Source organism: Kitasatospora sp. GP30, assembly GCF_029892145.1.
Classification (GTDB): Bacteria; Actinomycetota; Actinomycetes; order Streptomycetales; family Streptomycetaceae; genus Kitasatospora; species Kitasatospora acidiphila.
The window spans coordinates 116052-137768 of record NZ_JARZAH010000013.1 but is presented as its reverse complement, the minus strand read 5'-3'; the positions used below and the strand labels follow the sequence as shown (position 1 = coordinate 137768).

The 21717-nt window shown below is 70.9% G+C and carries 20 protein-coding genes; 8 read left to right on the top strand and 12 right to left on the bottom strand.

Annotated features, from left to right (window positions below; all coding sequences use genetic code 11):
- Window positions 1-8 precede the first annotated feature (8 nt).
- From P3T35_RS20515 to P3T35_RS20505, 3 genes are read right to left on the bottom strand one after another with little or no spacing between them, the layout of a single operon-like run.
- Window positions 9-1007: an ABC transporter permease subunit gene (locus P3T35_RS20515; RefSeq protein ID WP_101382821.1), complete on the bottom strand. Its 999-nt coding sequence runs from the start codon at window positions 1005-1007 to the stop codon at window positions 9-11.
- Entirely contained in the window at window positions 1004-1903 is a 900-nt protein-coding gene (locus P3T35_RS20510; RefSeq protein ID WP_101382820.1) for an ABC transporter ATP-binding protein, read from the bottom strand. Before P3T35_RS20510 ends, P3T35_RS20515 begins: the two co-directional genes overlap by 4 nt.
- Window positions 1904-1918: 15 nt before the next feature.
- The gene (locus tag P3T35_RS20505) at window positions 1919-2302 is read right to left on the bottom strand and encodes a GntR family transcriptional regulator (protein WP_101382819.1); all 384 of its coding nucleotides are present in this window, start codon (window positions 2300-2302) and stop codon (window positions 1919-1921) included.
- Window positions 2303-2817: 515 nt separating this feature from the next.
- Here P3T35_RS20505 and P3T35_RS20500 point away from each other — a divergent pair.
- Complete coding sequence (locus tag P3T35_RS20500) at window positions 2818-3723, top strand: hypothetical protein (RefSeq protein WP_143676932.1); 906 nt, start codon at window positions 2818-2820, stop codon at window positions 3721-3723.
- A 52-nt stretch (window positions 3724-3775) separates the two neighbouring features.
- Here the strand turns inward: P3T35_RS20500 and P3T35_RS20495 are convergent, their stop codons facing one another.
- On the bottom strand, window positions 3776-4282 hold the full coding sequence (locus P3T35_RS20495) for an SRPBCC family protein (RefSeq protein ID WP_101382817.1): 507 nt from the start codon (window positions 4280-4282) through the stop codon (window positions 3776-3778).
- Window positions 4283-4652: 370 nt separating this feature from the next.
- On the opposite strand from P3T35_RS20495, the gene P3T35_RS20490 reads away from it, so the two are divergent.
- Together P3T35_RS20490 and lanL are read left to right on the top strand one after the other, a co-directional pair.
- On the top strand, window positions 4653-4820 hold the full coding sequence (locus P3T35_RS20490; RefSeq protein ID WP_180356643.1) for an SflA family class IV lanthipeptide: 168 nt from the start codon (window positions 4653-4655) through the stop codon (window positions 4818-4820).
- Window positions 4821-4988: 168 nt separating this feature from the next.
- Window positions 4989-7502 (top strand): class IV lanthionine synthetase LanL, encoded by a 2514-nt coding sequence (gene lanL / locus P3T35_RS20485; RefSeq protein WP_280707143.1) that lies wholly within the window; start codon window positions 4989-4991, stop codon window positions 7500-7502.
- Here the strand turns inward: lanL and P3T35_RS20480 are convergent.
- Window positions 7485-8252: a methyltransferase domain-containing protein gene (locus P3T35_RS20480; protein WP_180356642.1), complete on the bottom strand. Its 768-nt coding sequence runs from the start codon at window positions 8250-8252 to the stop codon at window positions 7485-7487. The genes lanL and P3T35_RS20480 overlap by 18 nt on opposite strands.
- 104 nt (window positions 8253-8356) lie before the next feature.
- Between P3T35_RS20480 and P3T35_RS20475 the strand changes: the two genes are divergently transcribed.
- Entirely contained in the window at window positions 8357-9220 is an 864-nt protein-coding gene (locus tag P3T35_RS20475) for a DUF4097 family beta strand repeat-containing protein (RefSeq protein ID WP_280707139.1), read from the top strand.
- Between the two features lie 92 nt (window positions 9221-9312).
- Here the strand turns inward: P3T35_RS20475 and P3T35_RS20470 are convergent, their stop codons facing one another.
- A complete protein-coding gene (locus P3T35_RS20470) occupies window positions 9313-10068 on the bottom strand; it encodes an HAD family hydrolase (RefSeq protein ID WP_180356641.1) in 756 nt (251 codons plus the stop codon).
- 126 nt (window positions 10069-10194) lie between these two features.
- Between P3T35_RS20470 and P3T35_RS20465 the strand changes: the two genes are divergently transcribed.
- On the top strand, window positions 10195-10323 hold the full coding sequence (locus tag P3T35_RS20465) for a hypothetical protein (protein ID WP_280707137.1): 129 nt from the start codon (window positions 10195-10197) through the stop codon (window positions 10321-10323).
- 312 nt (window positions 10324-10635) lie between these two features.
- Here the strand turns inward: P3T35_RS20465 and P3T35_RS20460 are convergent, their stop codons facing one another.
- On the bottom strand, window positions 10636-11259 hold the full coding sequence (locus tag P3T35_RS20460; protein WP_101382812.1) for a TetR/AcrR family transcriptional regulator: 624 nt from the start codon (window positions 11257-11259) through the stop codon (window positions 10636-10638).
- A 73-nt stretch (window positions 11260-11332) separates the two neighbouring features.
- On the opposite strand from P3T35_RS20460, the gene P3T35_RS20455 reads away from it, so the two are divergent.
- Window positions 11333-12232: an alpha/beta fold hydrolase gene (locus P3T35_RS20455; protein WP_280707134.1), complete on the top strand. Its 900-nt coding sequence runs from the start codon at window positions 11333-11335 to the stop codon at window positions 12230-12232.
- A gap of 113 nt (window positions 12233-12345) precedes the next feature.
- Here the strand turns inward: P3T35_RS20455 and P3T35_RS20450 are convergent, their stop codons facing one another.
- From P3T35_RS20450 to P3T35_RS20430, 5 genes are all read right to left on the bottom strand, one after another.
- On the bottom strand, window positions 12346-12852 hold the full coding sequence (locus tag P3T35_RS20450) for a DUF6624 domain-containing protein (protein ID WP_348533424.1): 507 nt from the start codon (window positions 12850-12852) through the stop codon (window positions 12346-12348).
- Window positions 12853-13045: 193 nt separating this feature from the next.
- A complete protein-coding gene (locus P3T35_RS20445; RefSeq protein WP_101382811.1) occupies window positions 13046-14530 on the bottom strand; it encodes a S8 family serine peptidase in 1485 nt (494 codons plus the stop codon).
- A 164-nt stretch (window positions 14531-14694) separates the two neighbouring features.
- Window positions 14695-15303 (bottom strand): amidase domain-containing protein, encoded by a 609-nt coding sequence (locus tag P3T35_RS20440; protein WP_180356640.1) that lies wholly within the window; start codon window positions 15301-15303, stop codon window positions 14695-14697.
- Between the two features lie 253 nt (window positions 15304-15556).
- Window positions 15557-16675 carry an amidohydrolase gene (locus tag P3T35_RS20435; RefSeq protein WP_280707132.1) on the bottom strand — a complete coding sequence of 373 codons (1119 nt, stop codon included), beginning with the start codon at window positions 16673-16675 and terminating at the stop codon, window positions 15557-15559.
- A 42-nt stretch (window positions 16676-16717) separates the two neighbouring features.
- Complete coding sequence (locus P3T35_RS20430) at window positions 16718-18196, bottom strand: glutamine synthetase family protein (RefSeq protein WP_101382809.1); 1479 nt, start codon at window positions 18194-18196, stop codon at window positions 16718-16720.
- A gap of 671 nt (window positions 18197-18867) precedes the next feature.
- On the opposite strand from P3T35_RS20430, the gene P3T35_RS20425 reads away from it, so the two are divergent.
- Window positions 18868-20700, top strand: coding sequence for a 3-hydroxybutyryl-CoA dehydrogenase (locus P3T35_RS20425; protein ID WP_101382808.1), 1833 nt, complete (start codon window positions 18868-18870; stop codon window positions 20698-20700).
- 134 nt (window positions 20701-20834) lie between these two features.
- Window positions 20835-21707, top strand: a complete 873-nt coding sequence (locus P3T35_RS20420; RefSeq protein ID WP_101382807.1) for a TetR family transcriptional regulator — start codon at window positions 20835-20837, stop codon at window positions 21705-21707.
- Window positions 21708-21717 lie beyond the last annotated feature (10 nt).

Here is a 21717-nt window from a genome sequence, read left to right as displayed (position 1 = left end):
CGTTCGGGTCAGGTGAGCCTGCGGCGCAGCCACCAGGTGGTGAAGCCGGCCAGGCCGGCGGTGAGGGCGAGGAAGAGTGCCGTCTCGTACCACTGGAAGTCCCAGTAGCGGTTGGCGGGTTGGTAGGCGACCGCTACGTGGAGGTCGGACTTGGCGAGGCAGTCGAAGTGAGAAGCATCGTCCGTGGCCTGTGCGCAGGGCATGTCCGCCATGGTGAACGTCTGACCTGACGCGGACTTGACCGGCTCGGCCCCCGAGAGGGTCCAGGCACCGGGCGCGCTCAGGGCCACCACGAACGGCGCGTTCGCCGACTGGCCCGTGAACCCGATCATCGACGCGGAATTCAGGGTCGCGACGGTGAGTGCCACGTCATTACGGACGGGCGACTCAAGGTGCGGCCGGATCACCATCGGCATGAGGAACTGAACGGCAGCGAAAACCGCCAGCGTTGCTGCCATCGCCGGCACGCTACGTCGGATCAGCAGACCGGCGCAGGTCCCGAGAGCCACCGCGAACGCGGCGTAGCCGAGCGGCACGATGCCTCGGGCGGCGAAGAGCATCGGGATGAAGCGGTCGTTGTTGATCCGGTCGATCGGACCGGCGAACCAGGAGACCAGCAGGCTGAGCAGTCCGGCGGTGGCCACGGCGGCCAGGCCGACGAACAGCAGCTTGAACACCAACCAGCGGGTCCGCGTGATGCTCTGGTTCCAGATCAACCGGTGAGTACCGGCCTCCAGTTCACGAGCGATCAGCGGCGCGCCCCAGAAGGCGCCGATCAAGGCCGGTGCCAGCAACACCAGCCCAGTGCCGAGGTAGAAGGGAAGGTCGTACTCGCCCGGCAGTTGGGACACCGCCGAGCAGTCACCGTTAGGGCAGGTCGCCAACGCGCTTGCATAGGCGGTATGCAGCTGGTTGCCTGAGATCAGCATGAACACCGAGGCGACGAGCAGCACACCTCCGGCTGCCCATAGCTGCGTCCGGAATTGACGCCAAGTCACCCAGATCATCGCTGTACCTCCAGCACAGGTCGGTGGGCATCGCCGCCCTGCGTCATGTAGGAGAGGACCAGGTCCTCCAGAGCGAGCGGCTCCATCGCCCAGGAGGGGTCGTCGACCGCCGCCTCCGCCCGCACCACGAAGGTGCTCTGCCGGTCGGTGTGATCGGCCTGGACAACCTGCATGCCCGCGGGCAGCGTTGCGGCGTCGCGGCGCGTAGTGGTGATCCGGAAGTGGTTGGCCAGCAGGTCGTCAATGTCACCGACGGCTTGGACCCGGGACGCGGCCAGGACGATCAGGTGGTCGCAGACCCGCTCCAGGTCGGAGACCAGGTGGGAGGAGAGGACAACCGTCGCCTCGGTCTCGGCCACGAACTCCATCAGGCTCTGCAGGAACGCCCGTCGGGCCAGCGGGTCGAGTGCTGCGACGGGTTCGTCAAGCAGCAGCAGGTCGGGTCGCTTGGCCACGGCGACGGTCAACGCCACTTGGGCGCGCTGGCCCCCGGAGAGTCGGCCCGCCCGCTGCGCGGGGTCGAGGCCCAGCTGCCGGATCCGACGCTCGGCCAACTCGGCGTCCCAGCGCGGGTTGAGCCTGGCGCCCAGGCGCAGGTGGTCGGCGATCGACAGAGCAGCATAGGTGGGGGTGTCCTGGGCGACGAAGCCGATTCTGGCGATCTGCGCAGGGTTGGACCCGGGGCGTTCGCCAAGGACCTCGATGCTGCCCGAGGTCGGGGTCAGCATGCCGCAAGCCAGTTGCAGCAAGGTCGACTTGCCCGCGCCGTTCGGGCCGACCAGCCCGACGACGCGCCCGGCGGGCGCACTCAGCGTGCAGTCGGACAGCGCCTGGCGGCGGCCGTAGCGCTTGCCTAACCCTCTGGTCTCGATGACGGCTTCGGTGGTCGCGGTCATGTCTCCTCTTCAGTGTCAGTTTCGGTGGTTGTTGCGAAGGGTGTCGAGGAAAAGGGCCTCGATGCTCTCCTCGTCCATGCCAGCAGTCCGTGCCTTGACGAGCCATTGCCGCAACTCCTGGCGCAATGGCCCGTGTTGGGACGTTTCTGGGTCGCCGAGGGTACCGGTGACAAACGTGCCGACCCCGGGCTTGGGAGAGACCAGGCCCTCGTTCTCCAGTTGCCGATAAGCCTTCAACACGGTGTTGGGGTTGATCGCGACCTTGGCCGCGACCTCCTTGACCTTCGGCAGGCGATCACCCTCGGACAGCAGACCCAACCGCAGGGCCTGGCGGACCTGATGGACCAGCTGCATGTAGGGCGCGACACCGGACCGGGCCTCGATGTGAAACTCGATCACCGCAACCTCATTTATCTAGCTTCCTAGCACTATAGGACTATGGCGCTGACGGGATGTCAAGCGACCTGATCAACGACCGGCTGCGCCCGTCGGTTCAGGCCTCGGTTGGCATCCCGAGGGCTGACCGGCGCCCCGAAGACACGGTCCTCGTTGGTGGCAGAATGGCGGCCATGTCCGAAGAAGGGCCCCAACCACCCCGCGTAGCGGCAAGCAGCACCAGCAACTCGGTGTCGGAGACCACGGTCAACGGTCCACTCCTGCAGCTGGGAAGCCTGAACGGCAATGTCCACGTCCACAGTCAGCCGGCGTCCCGCGCACCGGGGCCGGAGGCAGTGGAAATCCTGGTCGAGCAGCGGGATCCCGTAGGACGCTTCGTACTTCTCCCGGCCCCGGACGACGCGCTGAGTGATCCGCCCGTTCGTGCGCCCGGGGCCCTCATGGGCAGCGAGGACATCGCTGGCTGGGCGCGAGCTCATGGGGGTGTCGACTTCGGCATCTCATTGCTCTTTGTGACAGTGACCAATCGCTCGGACACCCACCTCACCCTGCGGGCCATCCGCGCGCTCATACTCGATCGCAGCGAGCCGCTCTCGGGAACGTTGGTCAACAAGCAGACGGCCGGCAGCACGTCCGTTCCCGAGCTGCTCTTCGACCTCGATCAGGACGAGCCGGATCTGGTGCAGGTCGACGAGTTCACCCGCCAACGGATCGGCGCCCGCCCGTACTTCGACCGTACCCACGTGCGGTTGGCGCCGGACGAGTCGGAGAAGTTCATCATCACGGCGGAGATCCACCGCTCTTGTTGCACCTGGCAGTTGGGGCTGATCTTCCATCCTGACGGCGGCCAGGAGTTCCTGGTTCAGCCGCCGGACCGGTTCCGCACCACCGGCCTACCGGTACAGGGCCTGGCCCCCGTCCTCACCTGGCAATGGCACTTGAAGCCTCCCCGGTTCGTCCCCCGGGAGTGGCAGCTCGACTGGTGCCGGTTGGGCTCCGCAGAGCCGCAGCCACTGCCGCAGCCGCCGTTGCCGGAGGGCGTCAACCTGCCCTCCTGGGCGGCGCACCCCAAGGTCGCCCCGTTCCTACCGGCACTCATTCACTTCCTCACCGCCGGCGCCCTCGGCCCCGAGGCGGACCGGCGGCTCGCGGCCGCTTTGGAGGCCCGGAAGGCCATCCAGGCCGCCGCGCGCGGCACGGCAGATGGGTCGATGGACGGGGTGCGAGCGATGCGCGCCGCGGTGAAGGGCCAGGCCCACCCAGCCGTGCTCGAGCAGGCCGCGGTCCTGATGGTGCTGTGCCACGGGCTGTCCGAAGGGCGGCTACCGGCCCAAGTGCACGACGGTCTGCGCACCTATGTCGAGCGGACGCCCGCCGCGAACGTCCTACGCCCGGCGCTCGCCTCGATCGAGCGGGACGCCTGACTGCTCAGGTGGCGCGGGGCCGCATTCTCGGAGAGTACGGCCCCGCAGTGGGTCAGCTGGCCGGGTTCTCGGCGATCCAGCGGGCCAGCGACACCAAGGTGGCCTCGACGCTGCCGGTCATGAGGTCGCGCATGGTGTCCACGTCGGCGCGGGTGCTGCCCAGCACCGGGTCGGTGCGCAGGAGTTGCCAGGTCTGGCGGACCTCGCAGCCGGTGCCGGACTCCTGGAAGGTCCACTCCCACTGCACGATGCCGTTGTCGACACCGGCCACCACGTAGCCGAAGCCAACGCCCGGCTCGGCCCGGCTCACCTGGGAGCGGCTGGTCCAGCGGGCGTCACCGGCCTCGTTGTGGCCCGTGAACCAGTCGCCCTCGCGGGGGCCGGCGCCCTCGTCGTAGACCGCATCGGCAACGTTCGGGCTCCACTTGCTCACGTTCCCGACGTTGCTGATCAGCTCATAGGCGGCTGCGGGCGTCGCGTTGACCCAGGTAACTCGGCTGAACCGGTAGGACTTCGGGTCGATCTGGTCGATGCTGTCGTCGGGGTGGGCGATCGACATGTGAGGTCTCCTGAGAAGCGTCCGTTTTGCTGCTCAGGCTAACTTCGTATGCAGCAGCGCAAGATATGTGACGGCTCCTCACGTGGATCACGTCATGTTCCCGGCACCGCGACGAATAGTCCTCTACGTCCGGTCGACGGCGGCAGGCGACGAGGTCAGTGGTCAGCCCAGTACTGCGGCGTCCTTGCCCTGGACGGCCGGCAACTCGTCAGCCCGCGCGCCGAGCGAGCGCATGGGGCGCAGGCCCGTCCTGATGTTGTGAAGTTCCGGTGAAAATCGGACCGTCACACCCCTATGACGAGGATAGGGCGGCGTCTAGCATGGATGAACCAGAAGGCATCATTAGCCAAGGTGAATGGGAGACCTCCTCATGACCACCCAAGTCCTGGACATCCGCGACGCCGGCCCGCTGGACATCAACGACGACCTGATCGCTTTCGAGGACGAGCTCGACGCCGCCCTGACCCCGGCGGCATGCCTCCGCGACCCCTACGTCACCTGGGTGCCAACGCACTTCCCCTGCAACGGCGACATCTGATCCGCTCACCGGCCGTGAGCAAGGGCGGCGGACTCGCGGCTTCCCGACCGCAGAGCCGCCGCCCGGGCACACCCGAGAGTTCCAAGCACGAGAGGTCGTCGACTCATGGCCCCAGCGGCACCGAGCCCCGGTAGTGCCGAGGATCTCCTAGCCCGGATCACCGAGCGGGTGAAGTCATCAACCTCCAGGCGGGGACTCCTCGTTGACGACAACTGGTTGTATCTGCGGAACCCTGACATGCCGATACTGGAGCACGGCTGGAAGTTGCACATCTCGGCCCGGCCCGAGCAACTCCCCGAGCTTGTCGACCTGGTGCTCCCGGTGCTTCTGCGCCACACCTGCGACGCCAAATTCGCCGCCGGCGCACCAATGTTGCGCTCGATGAACAGCGGTGTGCGGAGCGCCGCCGCCGTCGGCAAGGCCGTCACCGTCTACCCGGCGCCCGAGGCCCTGGTGACCGTCGGGCTGGAGCTGGCCGCCGCGCTGGCCGGTCGACCCGGGCCGCGGGTGGTGAGCGATCGCCGACTGCGGCCGGATGCCCCGGTCTACTACCGGTACGGCCCGTTCCACGTTGCCGACGGGGACACCGAACCCGTCATCACCGGCCCGGACGGTGCGACGTTCTCCGGTGCGGCAACGGAGCGGTACCGCCAACCCGCCTGGGTGACCGACCCGTTCGGCCATCAGGCCGCACCTGCGGGCGGGAGCGTCCAGCTGGGCGACGGCCGGTACCGGATCACCGCCGGAATCACCCGGTCGCCGAACGGCCATGTGTACCGTGCGGTCGAGACCGCCACGGGACGCACGGTGGTGATCAAGCAGGCTCGGGCTTTCGTGGCCGAGGACAGCGACGGAGTTGACGCGCGGGGCCGCCTCCGGCATGAACGGCAGGTACTGTCCGCGCTGGCGGGCCTGCCCGAAGTACCGGAGCTGGTGGACCACTTCAGGCACGGCGAGGACGAGTACCTGGTGACCGGCGACCGCGGGCCACGGGACCTGCGACGGGACGTGCTGACTCGTGGACCGTACCGGGCGGTTGCGGACGCCGAGCGCGACGGGTGGGCGCTGGCGCGCGACCTGCTACGGGTGCTGGACGCAGTGCATGCGCGCGGGGTGGTGGTCTGCGACCTCAAGCCGGCCAATGTCGTACTCGACGACGCGGGCCGGTGTTCGCTGGTGGACTTCGGCGTCAGCGCATTGGCCGGCGAACGGCCTGAAGGGGCCACCCCGGGCTATGCGGTACCGGGTCATCATCCCGTCCAACTCGCCGACGACTACTACGCCTTGGGGACTACCCTGCACTATGCACTCACCGGTCTGGATCCCGTGGTACTCGACTCGGAACCGGCCGTGAACCGTGATCGCACCCTGGCTTGCCTGGCAGGCGCGTTCCCTGCACCGGGGCACCCGGCGGTCGAATTGGTGGCAGGGTTACTGAGCTTCGAGGCCGAGGAGCGGACTGCGGCCGCAGCCGAACTGCGGAGCGGGCAGGCCGCGGTGCCTTCACGCAGCGGCCCACGGCCACCCACCGTCGACGCACGACTGGTCGCCGCCATCGTCGACCACACCGTGACCACCTGCGTGCGGATGGCCCACGAACTGGCCACCGCACCCCACCGCGGCGGCCTACCCCACACGCTCCTCTCCCTCTACAACGGCAGCGCCGGCCTGGGCCTCGAACTGCTGCAGCATGCCGACCGCCCGGACGCCCGGGAGGCCGCGGCCGCCCTGGCCCGCTGGACGGCCGCCCATCCCGCCCTCGACCGCCTCACCCTCGGCCTGTACGACGGCCGCACGGGCGTGGACCTCTTCGTGACCCAGGCCGCCGATCTCCTGGGCACCGAACTGCCGTTTGAGTACCTGACGTTGACGGCGTCGACCTCAAACGCCCCGGCCATCGCCGGCGGGCCGGTCGACAGTCGCCGCACGGATCAGATCTCCGGCCTCGCCGGTATCGGCACCGGCCAGTTGCTCCTGGCCCGCCAAGCTCAGACGGCCGGCCGCCATGCGGACGCTCGGCACCACGTCGCACTCGCGGCCTCGTGCGCGCGCGACCTGGTCGCCGAACCGCCCGGCCCCCTCCCCGAGGAGCCCAACCCGGGCATGGCAGCTCTGGCTGAGGGCTTCGCGCACGGCCACGCCGGGCTCGCGCACTTCCTCATCGAGATGACCGCCTCACAGTCCATGGCCCGGCGGCTGGTTGACGGCCTCGCCGCCGAACTCCCCCGCATCGTCGCCGACGCCACCCGCCCCGGCGCCACCCGGCGCTACGGCTCCTGGTGCCGCGGGCTGGCCGGCATCGGCGCCGTCCTCGTCCAAGCGGGTCACCGCTGGCAGGACGAGCAGTGCGTCAAGCTGGCCGTCGATGCGGCCGACGCCTGCCGCACCCTCGCACCGCACATGGGCCTCACCGTTCAATGCTGCGGCCTGGCCGGAGTCGGCGAGTTGTTCGTCGACCTGGCCGTGATCACCGGGGAGGAGCGGCATTGGCGCGCAGCCGAGGAGATCGCCGCACTGATCCTTACACGCAGCGCCGGGACGGTCGAGCAACCGCGCTTTCCCAGTAAGGCAGTTGATGCCGAGTCACGCGCTTGGGCACTCGGGACTCCGGGTGTACTCTCCTTCTTCCGCCGACTCCACCGCCGGGGCGGGCCACGGCTCGGCCTACTTGGACTCGACTGAACCCGCAGCAGCCGCCCGCAGCACCAAGAACGGTGGCAGGCCGGCGCGTTGGGGCTGTTGGGCTGCCACCGCGGCGGTCGGAGACGGTTCGGCGGCGTACTCCAGTGCGAAACCGTGCCGCAGCAGCGCCCTCAAGTAGCCGGTGAGCGAGCGGTGGTGGTTGCCCGCGCGGCGGACGGCCTCGGGGTTGGTGGAACGCCAGAAGCCCTCGGCGAGGTAGTCGCCCACCACCCGGCGGGCGGTGCCGTCGGCGGCCTGCGACCAACTGGCGTGCGGCGCCTCGAAACAGGGATGCGGGACGGTGAGGACCAGGCTGCCGGCCGGCCGCAGCACCCGCCGTACCGCGAGGAGGGTGGCGTCGAGGTCGGACACGTTGTTGAGGGCGAGGCCGGCGGTGACCCAGTCCATCGAGTCGTCGGCCACGGTCGCGAGCACGCAGGCGTCGTCCACGGCGTAGGCCGCGCTTCCGGGTTCCACTCCCCCGCCGGACCGGGCGTGCCCGATCATGCGGGGCGAGGGGTCGATGCCCAGCACGGCAGCGCCACGAGCGGCGACCGCGCGGGTGATGATGCCCTCCCCGCACCCGAGGTCAAGGACCTGTCGGCCCGTCAGATCGGCGGGGAGCTGGTCGAGCAGGATGTCACGATTGAAGTCGTTCAACGCCGACCCCGAGCGCACGAGGTCGACGTACCAGTCGGCGATGCTGTCCCAGGTGTCGGCGTTCTCGGCGCTCTCGCTGTTTTCATTCATCAAAGTCGGGACGTTAGCGGTCAGCCCGGCGCTGGGCCACCGACTTCCAGGCCTCGCCTGGGGCTTGCACCACATTCCGTGGTGTAGCTAGGTACACCTGAGAGATGGGGGTCAGCGCCATCGTGGCGGCCATTGCCTGCGGGATAGCGTCGTTGGTGTCGCCAGCCGCTGTGGGTGGCGAGCGTCAAGTCATCGAAATCGTCGAAATTCTCTTCAGGGTGGGAAGCGCCATGCCGCACAGACTCCGTTACCTCGGGGCCCTCGCCATCGCCGGGGCTGCGCTGGGCGTGCTCACGGCCTGCGACATCGGCCTGGGGCCCCATCACGAGCTCCACGACGACGCCGCGGTCTCGGAACAGATCACCGCCGTGCGGCTGGACAGCGGCTCGGGCAGTGTCACGCTCAACGGGCAGGCGGGGGCCACCACCGCCTCCGTGCACCGCGACGTCGACTACCAGGGCGGCCGACCGACCGCGCCGACGACCCAGGTGGACAACGGCGTGCTGGTGCTCCACGGCTGCGGGCAGCACTGCTCTGTGTCGTACACGGTCGCGCTGCCGGCGGGGCTTCCGGTCAGCGGGCAGACCTCGAACGGCGAGATCTCCCTCTCCCAGGTGGGCAATGTCCAGGTCTCCACGTCCAACGGGAGCATCACGCTGAACGGTGTGAACGGCACGGTGGATGCGCACAGCTCCAATGGCGCGATCACCGGCCGCGGGCTGAACGGCACCCGGGTGCAGGCGCAGACCTCGAACGGCGAGATCGACCTCGCGCCGAGCAAGGCGCAGGACGTGCACGCGAGCACCGACAACGGCGCGATCACCGTGGTCGCACCCGCCGCCAGCTACAAGGTCTCCAGCCAAAGCGACAGCGGGGGAACGAGCATCAGCGTTCCCAACGATCCGTCCGGGCAGTTCCTGATAGACCTGCGAACCGGCAACGGGCAGATCGCCGTCAAGCCCGCCTGAGGCGCCGTCGCCCACGAAGGCCACGGGAGTGGCGGGAGTGGCGGGAGTTGCAGGGGCTGCGGGAGCTGGGGAGCCGCAGGGGGCTGCGAAGGCTATGGGAGTGCGAGCAGCGCCGTCAGGTCGGCGATCTCCTGGATACCGGCTTCCGCGGCGGTGCGGGATTCGGGGCCGGGGCCAAGGCGGTTGAGCCAGCAGGCCTGGAGGCCGGCCGCCCGGGCGGCGAGCGCGTCATGGGCCAGGTGGTCGCCGACGTGCAGCACCTGGGCTGGGTCGACACCGAGGCGCTCGGCGGTGCGGTGGAACATCCGCGGGTCGGGCTTCTGGTAACCGCTCTCGTTCGCGGAGGTGACGCAGCTGAAGTAGTCCAGCCCCACCCTTGCCGGGTCGGTGTTGCCGTTGGTGGTGACCGCCAGCCGGTAGCGCTCGGCCAACGCACCGAGTACCTCAACCACTTCCGGGAACGGCTTCATGGCAGCCCAGCGGGTCTCGTTGTAGGTAGTGAACATCTCGGCGATCCGCTCCGGGTCCGCCCTCTGTCCGCACTCCTCCAGGGCCAGCGTGAACGAGGCCTTGCGGATCACCTCCAGTCCGGCGCCGGGCTCGGCGGCGGCCTCGGCCACCCTCCACAACTCGGCCAGCCACTCCCCTGTCACCGACCCACTGGGGCGGCGCAGGCCCTCCGCCCGGAGCCGCTCCGCCGTCGCGGAGATCGCCACGGCGAAGGACGCGCCGAAGTCCCACAGGGTGTCGTCGGCGTCAAAGGAGATCGCGGCGATCGGCGGCAGCGGAGAGAGCTGCGGCGGCGCGGTTCTGGCAGACGTGACGGGTATCGCAAGCGCGGGAACCATGGGGGGCGTTGGCGGCACGGGAGGCACGGGAGGCACGGGAGGCATGCGAGCGACTCTAGGGCCCGCACGTCCAAGCTGTCGCACCCCATCCAGTGGGTGCGGCCTACGGCCTGGACCAGTGTCGTCATGGCCCCGCACGGCCGCTTGGCACCGGTGCTCGCGTTCACCATGGCGGACGGGAAGATCACCGAGATCGACGTCATCGCCCAGCCCGATCGCCTGCCGGGAGTGGAGCTGGCGGTACTGGAGGACTGAGGCCGCCTCAGGGCCGGCTCCCTGCCCGGGCCCGCTCCCGGCTCGGCCCCACCGCACCTCGGCCCGGCCCGGCCAGCGCGGTGCGCTGCGCTGCGCGAGCCGGGGCCTGACGCATCGTCGGCCGCTGCCGACCCGATCGGCCACCGCGTTCGGCGGTCCGCATAGCGGCGGGGCGGTGGTCAGCGTCGGCTCGGGCTTGGTCGCCGCCGTCGTGGCTGGACTGCGCGAGCACCACTGGGCCCAGGGGGAAGCAGCCGGCCGGGGCATTCACCTGGCCGCTTTGCCATAGCCCCTTTGCTATAAGCCCCATTGCTATAGCCCCTCGGACGCTCGCGCCTCAGAGAGGAGTCGACCGAGGTGGTAGTGCAGGACGGCAGCAGCGTCATCCGCCGTCCGCTGCCCGAGCAGGACGCTGAGGCCGAGGCCGGCGGAGACCGCCAGGAGGACGACGGCCTCTTGGCGGGCGTCCAGGCGCGGGTCGGTATCACCGGCCTGCTGGGCGGCGGTCAGTTGGCCGGCCAGGAAGCCCTCCATCTCGTTGGGCGCCGCGAGGAACGGCTGGCCGGCGAGTGCGGGGTCGGTGACGGAGAGCACCGCGTACTCGGTGTAGACGAGGTGGAACGTCCGGCTCTCCTCGTCGGTCGGTATGGCTTCGAGCAGGACCGCCTCGATGATGGCGCGCGGAGCCGTCGAGGATCCGGCCGCCCTGACCCGGTCGCGGACCCGCTCGCCCATGCGCACGGCCAGGCGGGTGAGTGCGGCGAGGAGCAGCTGCTCCTTGGTGTCGAAGTAGTACTGCACGAGCCGCACCGAGACGCCCGCCTCGATCGCCACGGACCGCATGGTGACGGCGTGCAGTCCGCTGTCCGCCGCCGTGCGGAGCAGCGCGTCGATGATGTGGGCTCGCCGCTCCTCGTGGTCCACCAGCTTCGGCATCGGGTTCCCTTCGAACGTTTTTATGGTACAAACATACCATCAAGTGCTGCGGCTTCATGCACCGGGAGGGACCATGACCAGGACCAGCGTCGGACACTTCGTCAGCGAGGAAGCCCGAGCGAAGTTCCTTGAGGCATACGACCGCGCGATGGAGCTGTGGCCGAGCCCTCGCCGGGAACTCGATGTCGAAACCGCCTACGGCACCGTCCACGTCCACCACTACGGGCCGCAGACCGGCGAGCCGATCGTGCTGCTGCACGGCCACGCGGGGCACGCGTCCAACTGGTACCCCCAGATCGCCGCTCTGGGCGCGAATCACCCGGTCTACGCGATCGACACCTTGGACGACCCCGGCCGCAGTGTTCAACGCGCCGTCGCCACCGGCTCCGAGGAGAACGCCGCCTGGCTCAGCGAGGTCTTCGCCGGTCTCGGACTGGAACGGATCCATCTGGTCGGCCTGTCCTACGGTGGCTGGCTGGCCCTCAACCAGGCCATCCACGCGCCCGAGCGCCTCGCATCGATCGCGCCGCTGGACCCGGGCGGCATCGAGAAGGTCCCCGCCCGGTTCTACGCGCACATGATCGGCGGCCTCTTCGGAATGCTCGCACCGCGGCCGCTCCGTCCGGCGTTGGGACGGCTGCTCGCGAACCCCGCGCTCAGCTCACCCCCCGAGATGATCGCTCCCCTGATGCTGGGCATGCGCACCTACAAGCCGAACACCCGCCCCGCGGCCAGGCCGTTCACCGACGAGGAACTGGGCTCCATCGAACTGCCCACCCTCGTCCTGCTGGGAAGCCGAAGCGCCCTGGTCCGCCCGCGCCAGGCGCTGAAGAGGGTCACCGCGCTGATCCCGGAGGTCCAGGCCGAGATCGTGCAACGGGCCGGTCACGGACTCAACTTGGAGCGCCCCGACCTGGTCAATGAACGCCTGTTGCGGTTCGTCGCCTCGCGCCGGCAGGAGGCGCGGAGCTGAGCGGAAGTCCGCACGAGAAGCCGCACGAGAAGCCGCATGCCAAGCCGCACGAGAGGCCGCGTGCCAAGCCGCAAGCGAAGCCGCCCGGCTGGTGCTCGTCCGTCACCTCGCGGTCAGGCCACCGGGAACTGCGCCACATACTCCGCGAAGGGCGGAATGCCGACCTCGGCGCGGCGGGCGTCCAGGCGATCCGGGTCCTCGCACGGGAACGGGACGGGGGCGCCGTCACGGATGCCGGCGATCTGGGTGCCGTAGATCTGCGGGCGACCCTCGTTGACCAGGGTGCGGTCGCGCAGGAAGGCGAGGTCCCGAGGGCTGGCGGCGCCCTCCGAGACGGCGGCGGTCATCAGGGCCAAGGCCCGCCGCTGGACGTCGAGTTGGCGGTCCGCGTGCTGGGCGATCAGCCAGGCGGCGCGGGCGCCGTCCGCACCGACCAGGGCCGCGGTGGGCCAGCCGTGCTCATCCATGATCTCGGTGAGGCGGTCGGCGTGCTGGGCGGTGAGGCGACGCCAGGCGAGTTGGGCGACCGGGTCCTCGCTGTGCGCCTGGGCCGCGCCCTGGTGATCGGCGGCGGCCATCGCGGTGAGTTCGGCGGCAAGGCCGACCAGAGCAACGTCCACTGATGGCTCCAAGGGAGAGGCGGGATAAGACCCTGTCAACCTAAGGCCGGCAGCGATACTCAAGATCATTCTGAAGGATGGCGACAGAGGCTCCGTTTCACGGGGATAATGGATCTACAGCAAACGCAGAGCGGGGGAAGTCGGCCCCGCCGACTTCCCCCGCTACGTGCACCAGCAAGTCCCTGGCGCCTACCTACAGCCGCACCGCCGCGTTGGCGTCCACGAGCCCATGCCCGTAGAAGCCGTTGTCGAGCGGCGAGCCCTCGCAGGTGGCCGCCCAGGCCCCGGTGCCGCCGGGGTTGAAGGGGCCGGCGGGGCAGGCGATCGGATGGGCCTCGGCGGTGAGCAGCGCGGCCAGCTCCGCCGGGCTCGCGCCGGGGTGGGCGCTGGCGAGCAGCGCGACCACGCCGGTGACATGCGGGGTGGCCATCGAAGTCCCCTGCATGTAGCCGTACTTGTTGCCGGGCAGGGTGGAGAGCACCCGCCCGTTGCGGTCCGGGGTGTCGGGGATCTGGAACTGCGCGTCGCCTCCGGGCGCCGCCACCGTGACCACGCCCGCGCCATAGCTGGAGTAGTAGGACTTCACGCCCTGGCTGCCCACGGCCGACACCGCGATCACGCCCGGCAGTTCGGCCGGCAGCTCGAGGCAGCTGTCGTCGACGGGCCGGCTCACCGGGGTGGTGTCGTCGGGACTCAGGGCGTCCATGCTCTTGTGGGCCAGGTCGGTGTTGTAGTTGCCGGCCGCCGCGACGTTCAGCACACCGTTGCCCTGGGAGTACTCGACCGCGCGCCGCACCGCCGTGACGATGGCGGCCTGGTCCGGGTCGCCCTGGCAGTTGTAGAGCCAAGGGTCGATGAAGTAGCTGCTGTTGGTCACCTGGAAGTGGTGCTCGGCCGCCCAGACGAAGCCGCAGACCGCGTACTCCGGGTAGATGAAGCCGCCGTTGTCCACCACCTTCACCGCCGCCAGCCGCACGTCGGGCGCGATGCCGACGATGCCCTTGCCGTTCTTGGCCGCGGCGATGGTGCCGGCGACGTGCGTGCCGTGCGGGCTGCTGGTGGGCTGCCAGGACTGCCAACTGGTGTCCGGAGCACCGCCGTTGATGCAGGAGGCGGAGAGCGACGAGTCCACGTTGGCGGCCAGGTCCTCATGAGTGGCGTCGATCCCGGAGTCCAGCACCCCGACCACCACGTCACGGCTGCCGAGGGTGACCTGGTGCGCCTTGTCGGCACCGATCTCGCGCAGGTCCCACTGCTCGGCCTGCAGCGGCTCGCTGCCGTCGGCGGGCGCAGCGGCGGGCGGAGTGGCGACCTCGGCGGTCTCCACATCACCCTGCGGGATGCCGGCGGTACGGGTGGCGCCGACCGAGTCAATGCCGTTGAGGCCACGGAGCGTTGTGGCGAAAGCGGTGTTGGTCGAGCGGGCGATGATCACGCCGATCTGCTCGTAGGCATAGACCACGGTGCCGCCGGCCGCGGTGATCTCCCGCTCGGCCTTCTGCACCTGGCCGTGGTTGGCCTTGGTGTTGACCAGGTAGCTGAGCAGCGGCCCGGTGCTGCCCGCCGGCGCCGGGGTGGCCGCCGAGGCGACTCCGGCGGGCAGGGCGAGGGTGACCGCGGTGGCCAGGGCGAGGCCGGCGGCGGCACCGCGCACCGTGCGTATTCGACGAACTCCCATAGGGACTTGCCCCTCCCGGTTGCGTCGGCGCGACGGCTGTGGCCGCCGCGCTCAGGTAGCCGAAAGGTAATGACCCAGCAATGAGCAGCACAAGGGTTGGGACTGATGGGAGTTCGGTAAACCCATGAGAAATTCGGCCAGCTTGGCTGGAGTTGAACGATCGGTCAGACCTGCGGGCCGATCGGATCCTGCGGGACCGGCCCGCCGGGCGCCGGAACGCCCGACGCGGCGGGCGCCGAGTCGAAGCCGCCCGACAGTGCCAGCGGGTCGATCCGGACCAGGTGCGACGGCGCGTAGTAGTGGTACCCGTAATGCTGACGGGCCCGGTTGTGGGCGTCGACGGTGGGCTCGGCACTGCCGTCCTGCGCGGTCACCACCAGGCCGGTGTGGCTCCTGGTGCCGCCGGGGCCGGCGTAGGTGACGACCACGTCGCCCGGGCGGGCCCCCGCGGGTTGGTCGCCGACGTCGCTGCCGAGGCGGCTGTCCATCAGGTAGTCGTAGAGGGTGTGGTACGGCGGGAGATCGCTGATCAGCAGCAGGTCATAGGTGGTGCCGCTGGGCGCGGTGTAGTGGAAGTAGGAGTCCTGCGGGTCGTCCGCTCGCAGCCCGGGAACCAGGCCGGCCGCGGCGAGGGCCCTGGCGACGTACTCGGCGCACTGGTACTTCGGCTGATCGGCACCGAAGGCCACCGGGGTGGGGTCGTTCCAAGCGGTGTCGGCCCAGTGCTGCTCGGCCCATTCGACCTCGACCGCCCGCAGCAGGCCAGCCTGCACCGCAGCGGAAACCGGCGCGGCAGCGGAAACCGGCGCGGCAACGGCACCCGGCGCGGCAGCCGAAACCGGCGCGGCAACGGCACCCGGCGCGGCAGCCGAAACCGGCGCGGCAACGGCACCCGCCACGGCAACGCCAGCCGGCGCGGCAGCGAATGCCGGGGTGGCGGCACCGGCGAGAATGAGCACCAGAGCAGCGCCCAATACGCGAGAATCATGTAGCTGACGCACAGCCATATTCTGTCCTCCCAAGCGACTATGGAAGGTGATAGAGCTCCCGCGCGTTCTCCTCGGCGAGCAGCAGGGCGAGGCGCTCGCCGTCGACCGCGGTGCAGGCGCCGGCGCGCCGCCACTGCCAGGTGAGGTCGGCGACGGCGTGGTGGAACTGGGCGGCGCCGGCCAGGTGGAGCTCGGGCAGGCCGTAGCCGTCGGTGGAGGCGAGCACCTTGCCGAACGGGGCGAGCTCCAGCAGTTCGCCGAGCACGGTGGTGGCGCGCGGACCGACGTGGTTCAGGGTGAGGCCGGTGTCGGCGTAGACGTGCGGGAAGACCTGCGCCAGGTAGCCGGCCTGTCGGTGGTAGGGGTAACAGTGCAGCAGCACCAGAGGGACGCCGGTGGGCTCGACGGCTCGGATGAACGGGGTGAGCAGCGCCGGGTCGGCGCGGTGGAGCGTCAAGTCCGGGTCGCCGAAGCCGGTGTGGAACTGGATCGGCAGCGGGGGGCGGCGCTCGGCGCAGAGGTCGACGGCCGTCCAGAGGAGCTGGCGCAGCAGCACCTGGTCGGTGAGCCGGGCCGGCCGGTCCGCCAGGAACCGACCGGCGGCCTCGGTCACCTCGGCGGGACTCGGCCGCTCTGCGGGTATGTCCAGGCCGTGGCGGTAGGCGAGCACCGACTTCACCGCCACGGCTCCGGCCAGTTCGGCGGTGAGCGCCTCGGTGAGCGCGGCTGACCAGTCGGCGGCTGCGGGCGCCCGGGCGGCGAGGCGCTCGGCGACGCCCTCCAGCCGGACCACCTGGTGCACCGGGGCGCCGGCCAGCGCGCTCAGCTCGGGCAGCGGCAGCAGCGGGTGGCCGGCGGCGGCAACCAGCCCGGTGTCCACCAGCAGGGTGCTCAGGCCGGCGGCGCCGAGCAGCCGTTTGGTGGCCTCGGCGGGGCCGAGGGCCCTTCGGCGTGCCAGATAGGCGTCGGCTGTGGCGTGCTCCGACAGCCCCAGGGCGGGCGGGCACCAGCGGCGCACGGCCAAGCCGAGGGCGCTGTCAAAGGGGTTTGCAACGGGTGCCCGGTCGGACTCGGTGAGCAGGGAGCGGAAGGCGTCGGGGGTGAGGTCGGCGATCACCACGCTGTGCGTGTGGTGGTCGATGAGTGGTGGGAGCACGTCGGTACCTCCGGATGTCAGTCCCCTCCGGGCTGCTGCGCGTCAGTACCGCCAGCGGGTGGCCGCCGCCAGTTCGTCGGGCGTGTGGCGGGCGAAGAGCTCCAGCTCGGCTTGGCGAACCGCGCCGACGGCCTCGAAGAGTGGCTCCCCCAGGGCCTCGCGCAGCAGGCCCGAGGTGCGGAACTCGGCGAGCGAGGCGGCGAGGCTGCCGGGAAGCCGGGGGATCTCGCCCTCGGGTCGGGTGGCCGGGTCTTCGGGCACCTCGGTGGGGAGCGAGCGGCACGCGTCGATCCCGGCCAGCCCGGCGGCCAGCACGCCGCCGATCAGCAGATAGGGGTTGGCGGTGAGGTCGAAGCACTTGAGCTCGGCGTTGGCGCTGCCCGCTCCCTCCCCCGCCGGTCCGGGGATCAGGCGCAGCGCCGCCTCCCGGTTCTCCCGGCCCCAGCACTGGAACGACCCGGCCCAGTGCTGCGGGACCAGCCGCAGGTAGCTGGCGGGGCTGGGAGCGCCGAGCGCGAGCAGCGCCGGCAGCTCGGCCAGCACACCGGCCAGGAAGGATTCGTTCTCGCCGGTGAGCCCGTAGGGCCCGGGGCCGCCCTTGCCGAGGTTCTGCCCGTCGCGCCAGAGGGAGAGGTGCAGATGGCCGCCGTTGCCGACGCCGCCGGCCTCGACGGCGGGGGCGAAGGAGGTGCGCAGGCCGTGCCGGGCGCCGACCGCGCGGACGGTCTGGCGGACCAGCACGCTGGTGTCGGCGGCGCCGAGCGGGTCCTCCGGGGCGGTGGAGACCTCGAACTGGCCGGTGGTGTACTCGGGATGGAGCTGCAGCACGGGCAGGCCCTGTTCGTCCAGGGCGTGCAGCAGATCGCGGAGGTAGTCGGAGAGGTCGACCAGGCGGTTGAAGCCGTAGGCCGGGCCGTGGGACGGGTAGACCGGCGGTTCGCTGGGCGGGCCGGCCAGCGCGACCACCCATTCGATCTCGATGCCGGCCCGCAGCTCCAGCCCGCGGGCGGCGGCCGCGGCGATCATGCGCTGGGCGAACCGGCGCTGGCAGCCGGGGTGTTCGGAGCCGTCCTGGTCGAACCGGTCGGCGGGCGCCCAGGCCCAGCCGGGCTGGCCGGCCAGCTTGGTGAGCCGGCCGAGATCGGGGATCAGCCGCAGATCGCCGACCGGACCGCCGATGTGGTGACTGGTGGTGAAGCTGTCGTCGACCAGGACCACGTCGAAGCAGGGGGCGGCGCCGACCCCCCAGACGGCCGCGTGCTCCAGGCGGCGGACCGGGACGGTCTTCACCCGGGCCAGCCCCGCGTTGTCCACCCAGCTGAGGATCACCCCCTCGACGCCCTCCGCGCTGAGCCGGGCGGCCGCGACCCGCGCCCGAGCCGCGCGGTCGGCCCGGCCGTCGGCAGCGGGCAACCGCTCGGCGATCGGCTCCCCGGCGGGCCGGCCGTCCGGCAGGCCGGTCGAGCCCGAGCCGTGCGCCGATGCATCGAAGGAGACCTGCTCAGCGGTGGTGGTACTCATGCGATCCATCCTCCCGCTCACCCATTGGCGGAGGAATTACCCATACGAGTGCATTGGCGAACCGAAAACTGACGGTCGATCAGCTGATAGCACCGCGTTACGTTTTCCCGCCGCCACTTCCCGCCGCCACCCTCTTCCTACCTGGCGGTAACTTCGCTACAGTGACCGGCACGCACCACCGCCGGGCTTCGGGAGCCGCACCGGCGGGCGCCGCACGTCCCGCGTGCGGCCGGGTGTCATTGCACGGTCCGCCGGTGATCCACCGCGTCGGGCCTGCCTTCAGCCGGGGCCATGTGCCCCGAGTCACGCCACCTCGCGGTCCGGCCAGAGCGGACTGGCCGCCGTCGAGCGCGTACCAGCACCAAGCGCCGAGCTCCGTCGTCCCACGCACCGCCAAGCGCCCGTCACGCACGCCGAGCGCGCCGCCAAGTGCACCGGCAGGCAAGCACATCGCCAACCACGTGCACCGCCAAGCGCACCCAGAAAGCGCACCAGCAAGCGCACCGCCGGCCGCCCCGAGCGCGCGCCGGTGCCCCACGCGTCCCTCGCGCGCCACCGCGCCACCACCCGCCCGGCCGTCGCCCCGGCCGCGTTCGCCGACCCCCTGATCACACCGTGCCCTGATCACGGCGTGCTCAGGGCCTTCGGCCTCTCCGAAAGGACCAGCAACGATGCAGGCTCCCGAGACCGCAACCACCGAAAGCACCGCAACTCCCGAAACTCCCGAAGGCACCGCCCCCTTCCCCACCGTCGCCGTGGTCGGCGTGGGCACCATGGGTGCCGGAATCGCCGTCGCCGTGGCCCGCTCCGGCCGCCGGGTGATCGGCATCGAGGCCGACGGCGCGTCCGCCGCCAAGGCCCTGGCCCGGATCGAGGAGGCCACCGCGCACGCCGTGGCCCGCGAGCGGCTGACCGCCGAGGAGCGCACCGCCGTGCTCGCCCGGATCACCGTCGGCGAGCAGCTGTCCGCCGCCGCCGAGGCCGACCTGGTGATCGAGGAGATCCCCGAGCAACTGGAGCTCAAGCGCGAGCTGTTCGCCGAGCTGGACCGGATCTGCCCGCCGGAGACCGTGCTAGCCACCGGCACCACCTCGCTCTCGGTGACCCGGATCGCCGCCGCCACCGGCCGCCCGGAGAAGGTGCTGGGCCTGCACTTCTTCAACCCGGTGCACGCGATGAAGCTGGTCGAGGTGGTGCGCAGCGTCCTCACGTCCCCTCAAGTTGCCGAGCAGGCCGCCGAGTTCGCCCGCGAGCTGGGCAAGGAGCCGGTGGCGGCGGGTGACCGGGCCGGCTTCGTGGTCAACGGGCTGCTCTTCGCCTACCTCAACCAGGCCGCCGCGATGTTCGAGTCCCGCTACGCCACCCGGGAGGACATCGACGCCGCGATGCGGCTGGGCTGCGGCCTGCCGATGGGCCCGCTGGCGCTGCTCGACCTGATCGGTCTGGACACCGCCCGCACCGTGCTGGAGGCGATGTACGAGCAGTCCAGGGACCGGCTGCACGCCCCGGCGCCGATCCTCGGCCAGCTGGTCTCGGCGGGCCTGCTGGGCCGCAAGACCGGCCGCGGTTTCTACAGCTACGAGGCGCCAGGCTCGTCCCGGGTGGTGGCCGAGCCGAGCACCGGCGCGGCGGCCCGGGTCGCCGGGCGCCCGGTGCACGCGGTCGGCGTCTGCGGTTCGGGCACCATGGCCACCGGTATCGCCGAGGTCTTCGCCAAGGCCGGCCACCCGGTCACCCTGGTCGCCCGCAGTCAGGAGAAGGCCGACCGGGCCAAGGCCCAGCTCGCCAAGTCGCTGGACCGCTCGGTGGCCAAGGGCCGGCTGACCGCGGAGCAGCGCGACACCACCCTGGGCCTGGTCACCGCCAGCGGTTCGCTGGCCGACCTGAACCAGGCGGACCTGGTGCTGGAGGCCGTGGCCGAGGATCTGGCGGTCAAGCGGGAGCTGTTCGCCACCCTGGACAAGATCGCCAAGCCGGGCGCGGTGCTGGCCACCACCACCTCCAGCCTGCCGGTGATCAGCTGCGCCACCGCGACCTCGCGGCCGCAGGACGTGATCGGGATGCACTTCTTCAACCCGGCCCCGGCGATGAAGCTGGTCGAGGTGGTCTCCACGGTGCTGACCGCCCCGGAGGTCACGTCGACCGTGCTGGAGCTGTGCGGCGGGATCCGCAAACACCCGGTGGAGTGCGGCGACCGGGCCGGGTTCATCGTGAACGCGCTGCTCTTCCCGTACCTGAACGACGCGGTGCGGATGCTGGAGGAGCACTACGCGACGGTGGACGACATCGACACCGCGATGAAGCTCGGCTGCGGCTACCCGATGGGCCCCTTCGAGCTGCTGGACGTGGTCGGCCTGGACGTCTCGCTGACCATCGAGCGGGTGCTGCACCAGGAGTTCCGGGAGCCGGGGCTGGCCGCCGCGCCGCTACTGGAGCACCTGGTGGCGGCGGGCTGCCTGGGCCGCAAGACCGGTCGCGGGTTCCGCGACCACGCCCGCCGGTGAGCGGGGGCGGGCCGGCGGGGGTGCCGGCACCCGACTCCGAGCGTCCCCACCCGTTCTGGGTGAACGGCACCGGGGCCCGACCGCTGTCCCGGACCGGGGCTGAGCGGGCCCGGGGGGCGTGTAGCGTTCCAGGCATGGACCGGGAACAGTCATCCGCTGAGCAGGACCTCCGTACCGTCGACAACGGGCCCGGCAGCCGCCGGGCGGCGGCGCAGCGGCAGCAGATGCGCCAGGACCTGGCCACCGCGGCGATGGAACTGTTCGCCACCCAGGGGTACGAGGAGACGACGGTCGATCAGATCGCCGCCGCCGCCGGGGTGGCCCGGCGGACCTTCTTCCGGTACTTCCGGTCCAAGGAGGAGGCGATCTTCCCGGACCACGACGACACCCTGGTGCGGGTGGCCGACCTGCTGGCCAGCGCCGAGCCGGAGGAGCACCCGCTGGACGTGGTGTGCCGCGGCATCAAGGAGGTGCTGCGGATGTACGCCTCCACGCCCGGGGTCTCGGTGGCCCGTTACCAGTTGATCCGTCAGGTGCCGGCGCTGCGGGAGCGGGAGATCGCGGTGGTGTCCCGCTACGAGCGGCTCTTCACCCGCTACCTGCTGGGCCGGTTCGACGCCTCGGACAGCATTCCGCCGGGCTGGCAGCACGGCGGGGACGACGACTCGATGCTGGCGGAGGTCTCGGCGGCGGCCGTGGTCGCGGCCCACAACCACGTGCTGCGGCGCTGGCTGCGGGCCGGCGGGCACGGGGACGTGGAGGCCCAGCTCGACCACTCCTTCGAGGTGATCCGCGGGACCTTCTGGGCGACCCCGCCGAGCGGGGTGCGGCGCCGTGGCACTGCTGTGACACCCAGTGCCAGTGGGAATGGCACGCTGCCCGGTGATCTCGGGGTCGCCAGCGCACTGAGTGCCACACCTGGTGGTGAGGTGCTCATCACAGTGGCCCGGACCGATGCCCCGCTGGACGTCGTGCTGGACAGCATCAAGGCCGCCTTCAACCGATAAGAGCAGCAAA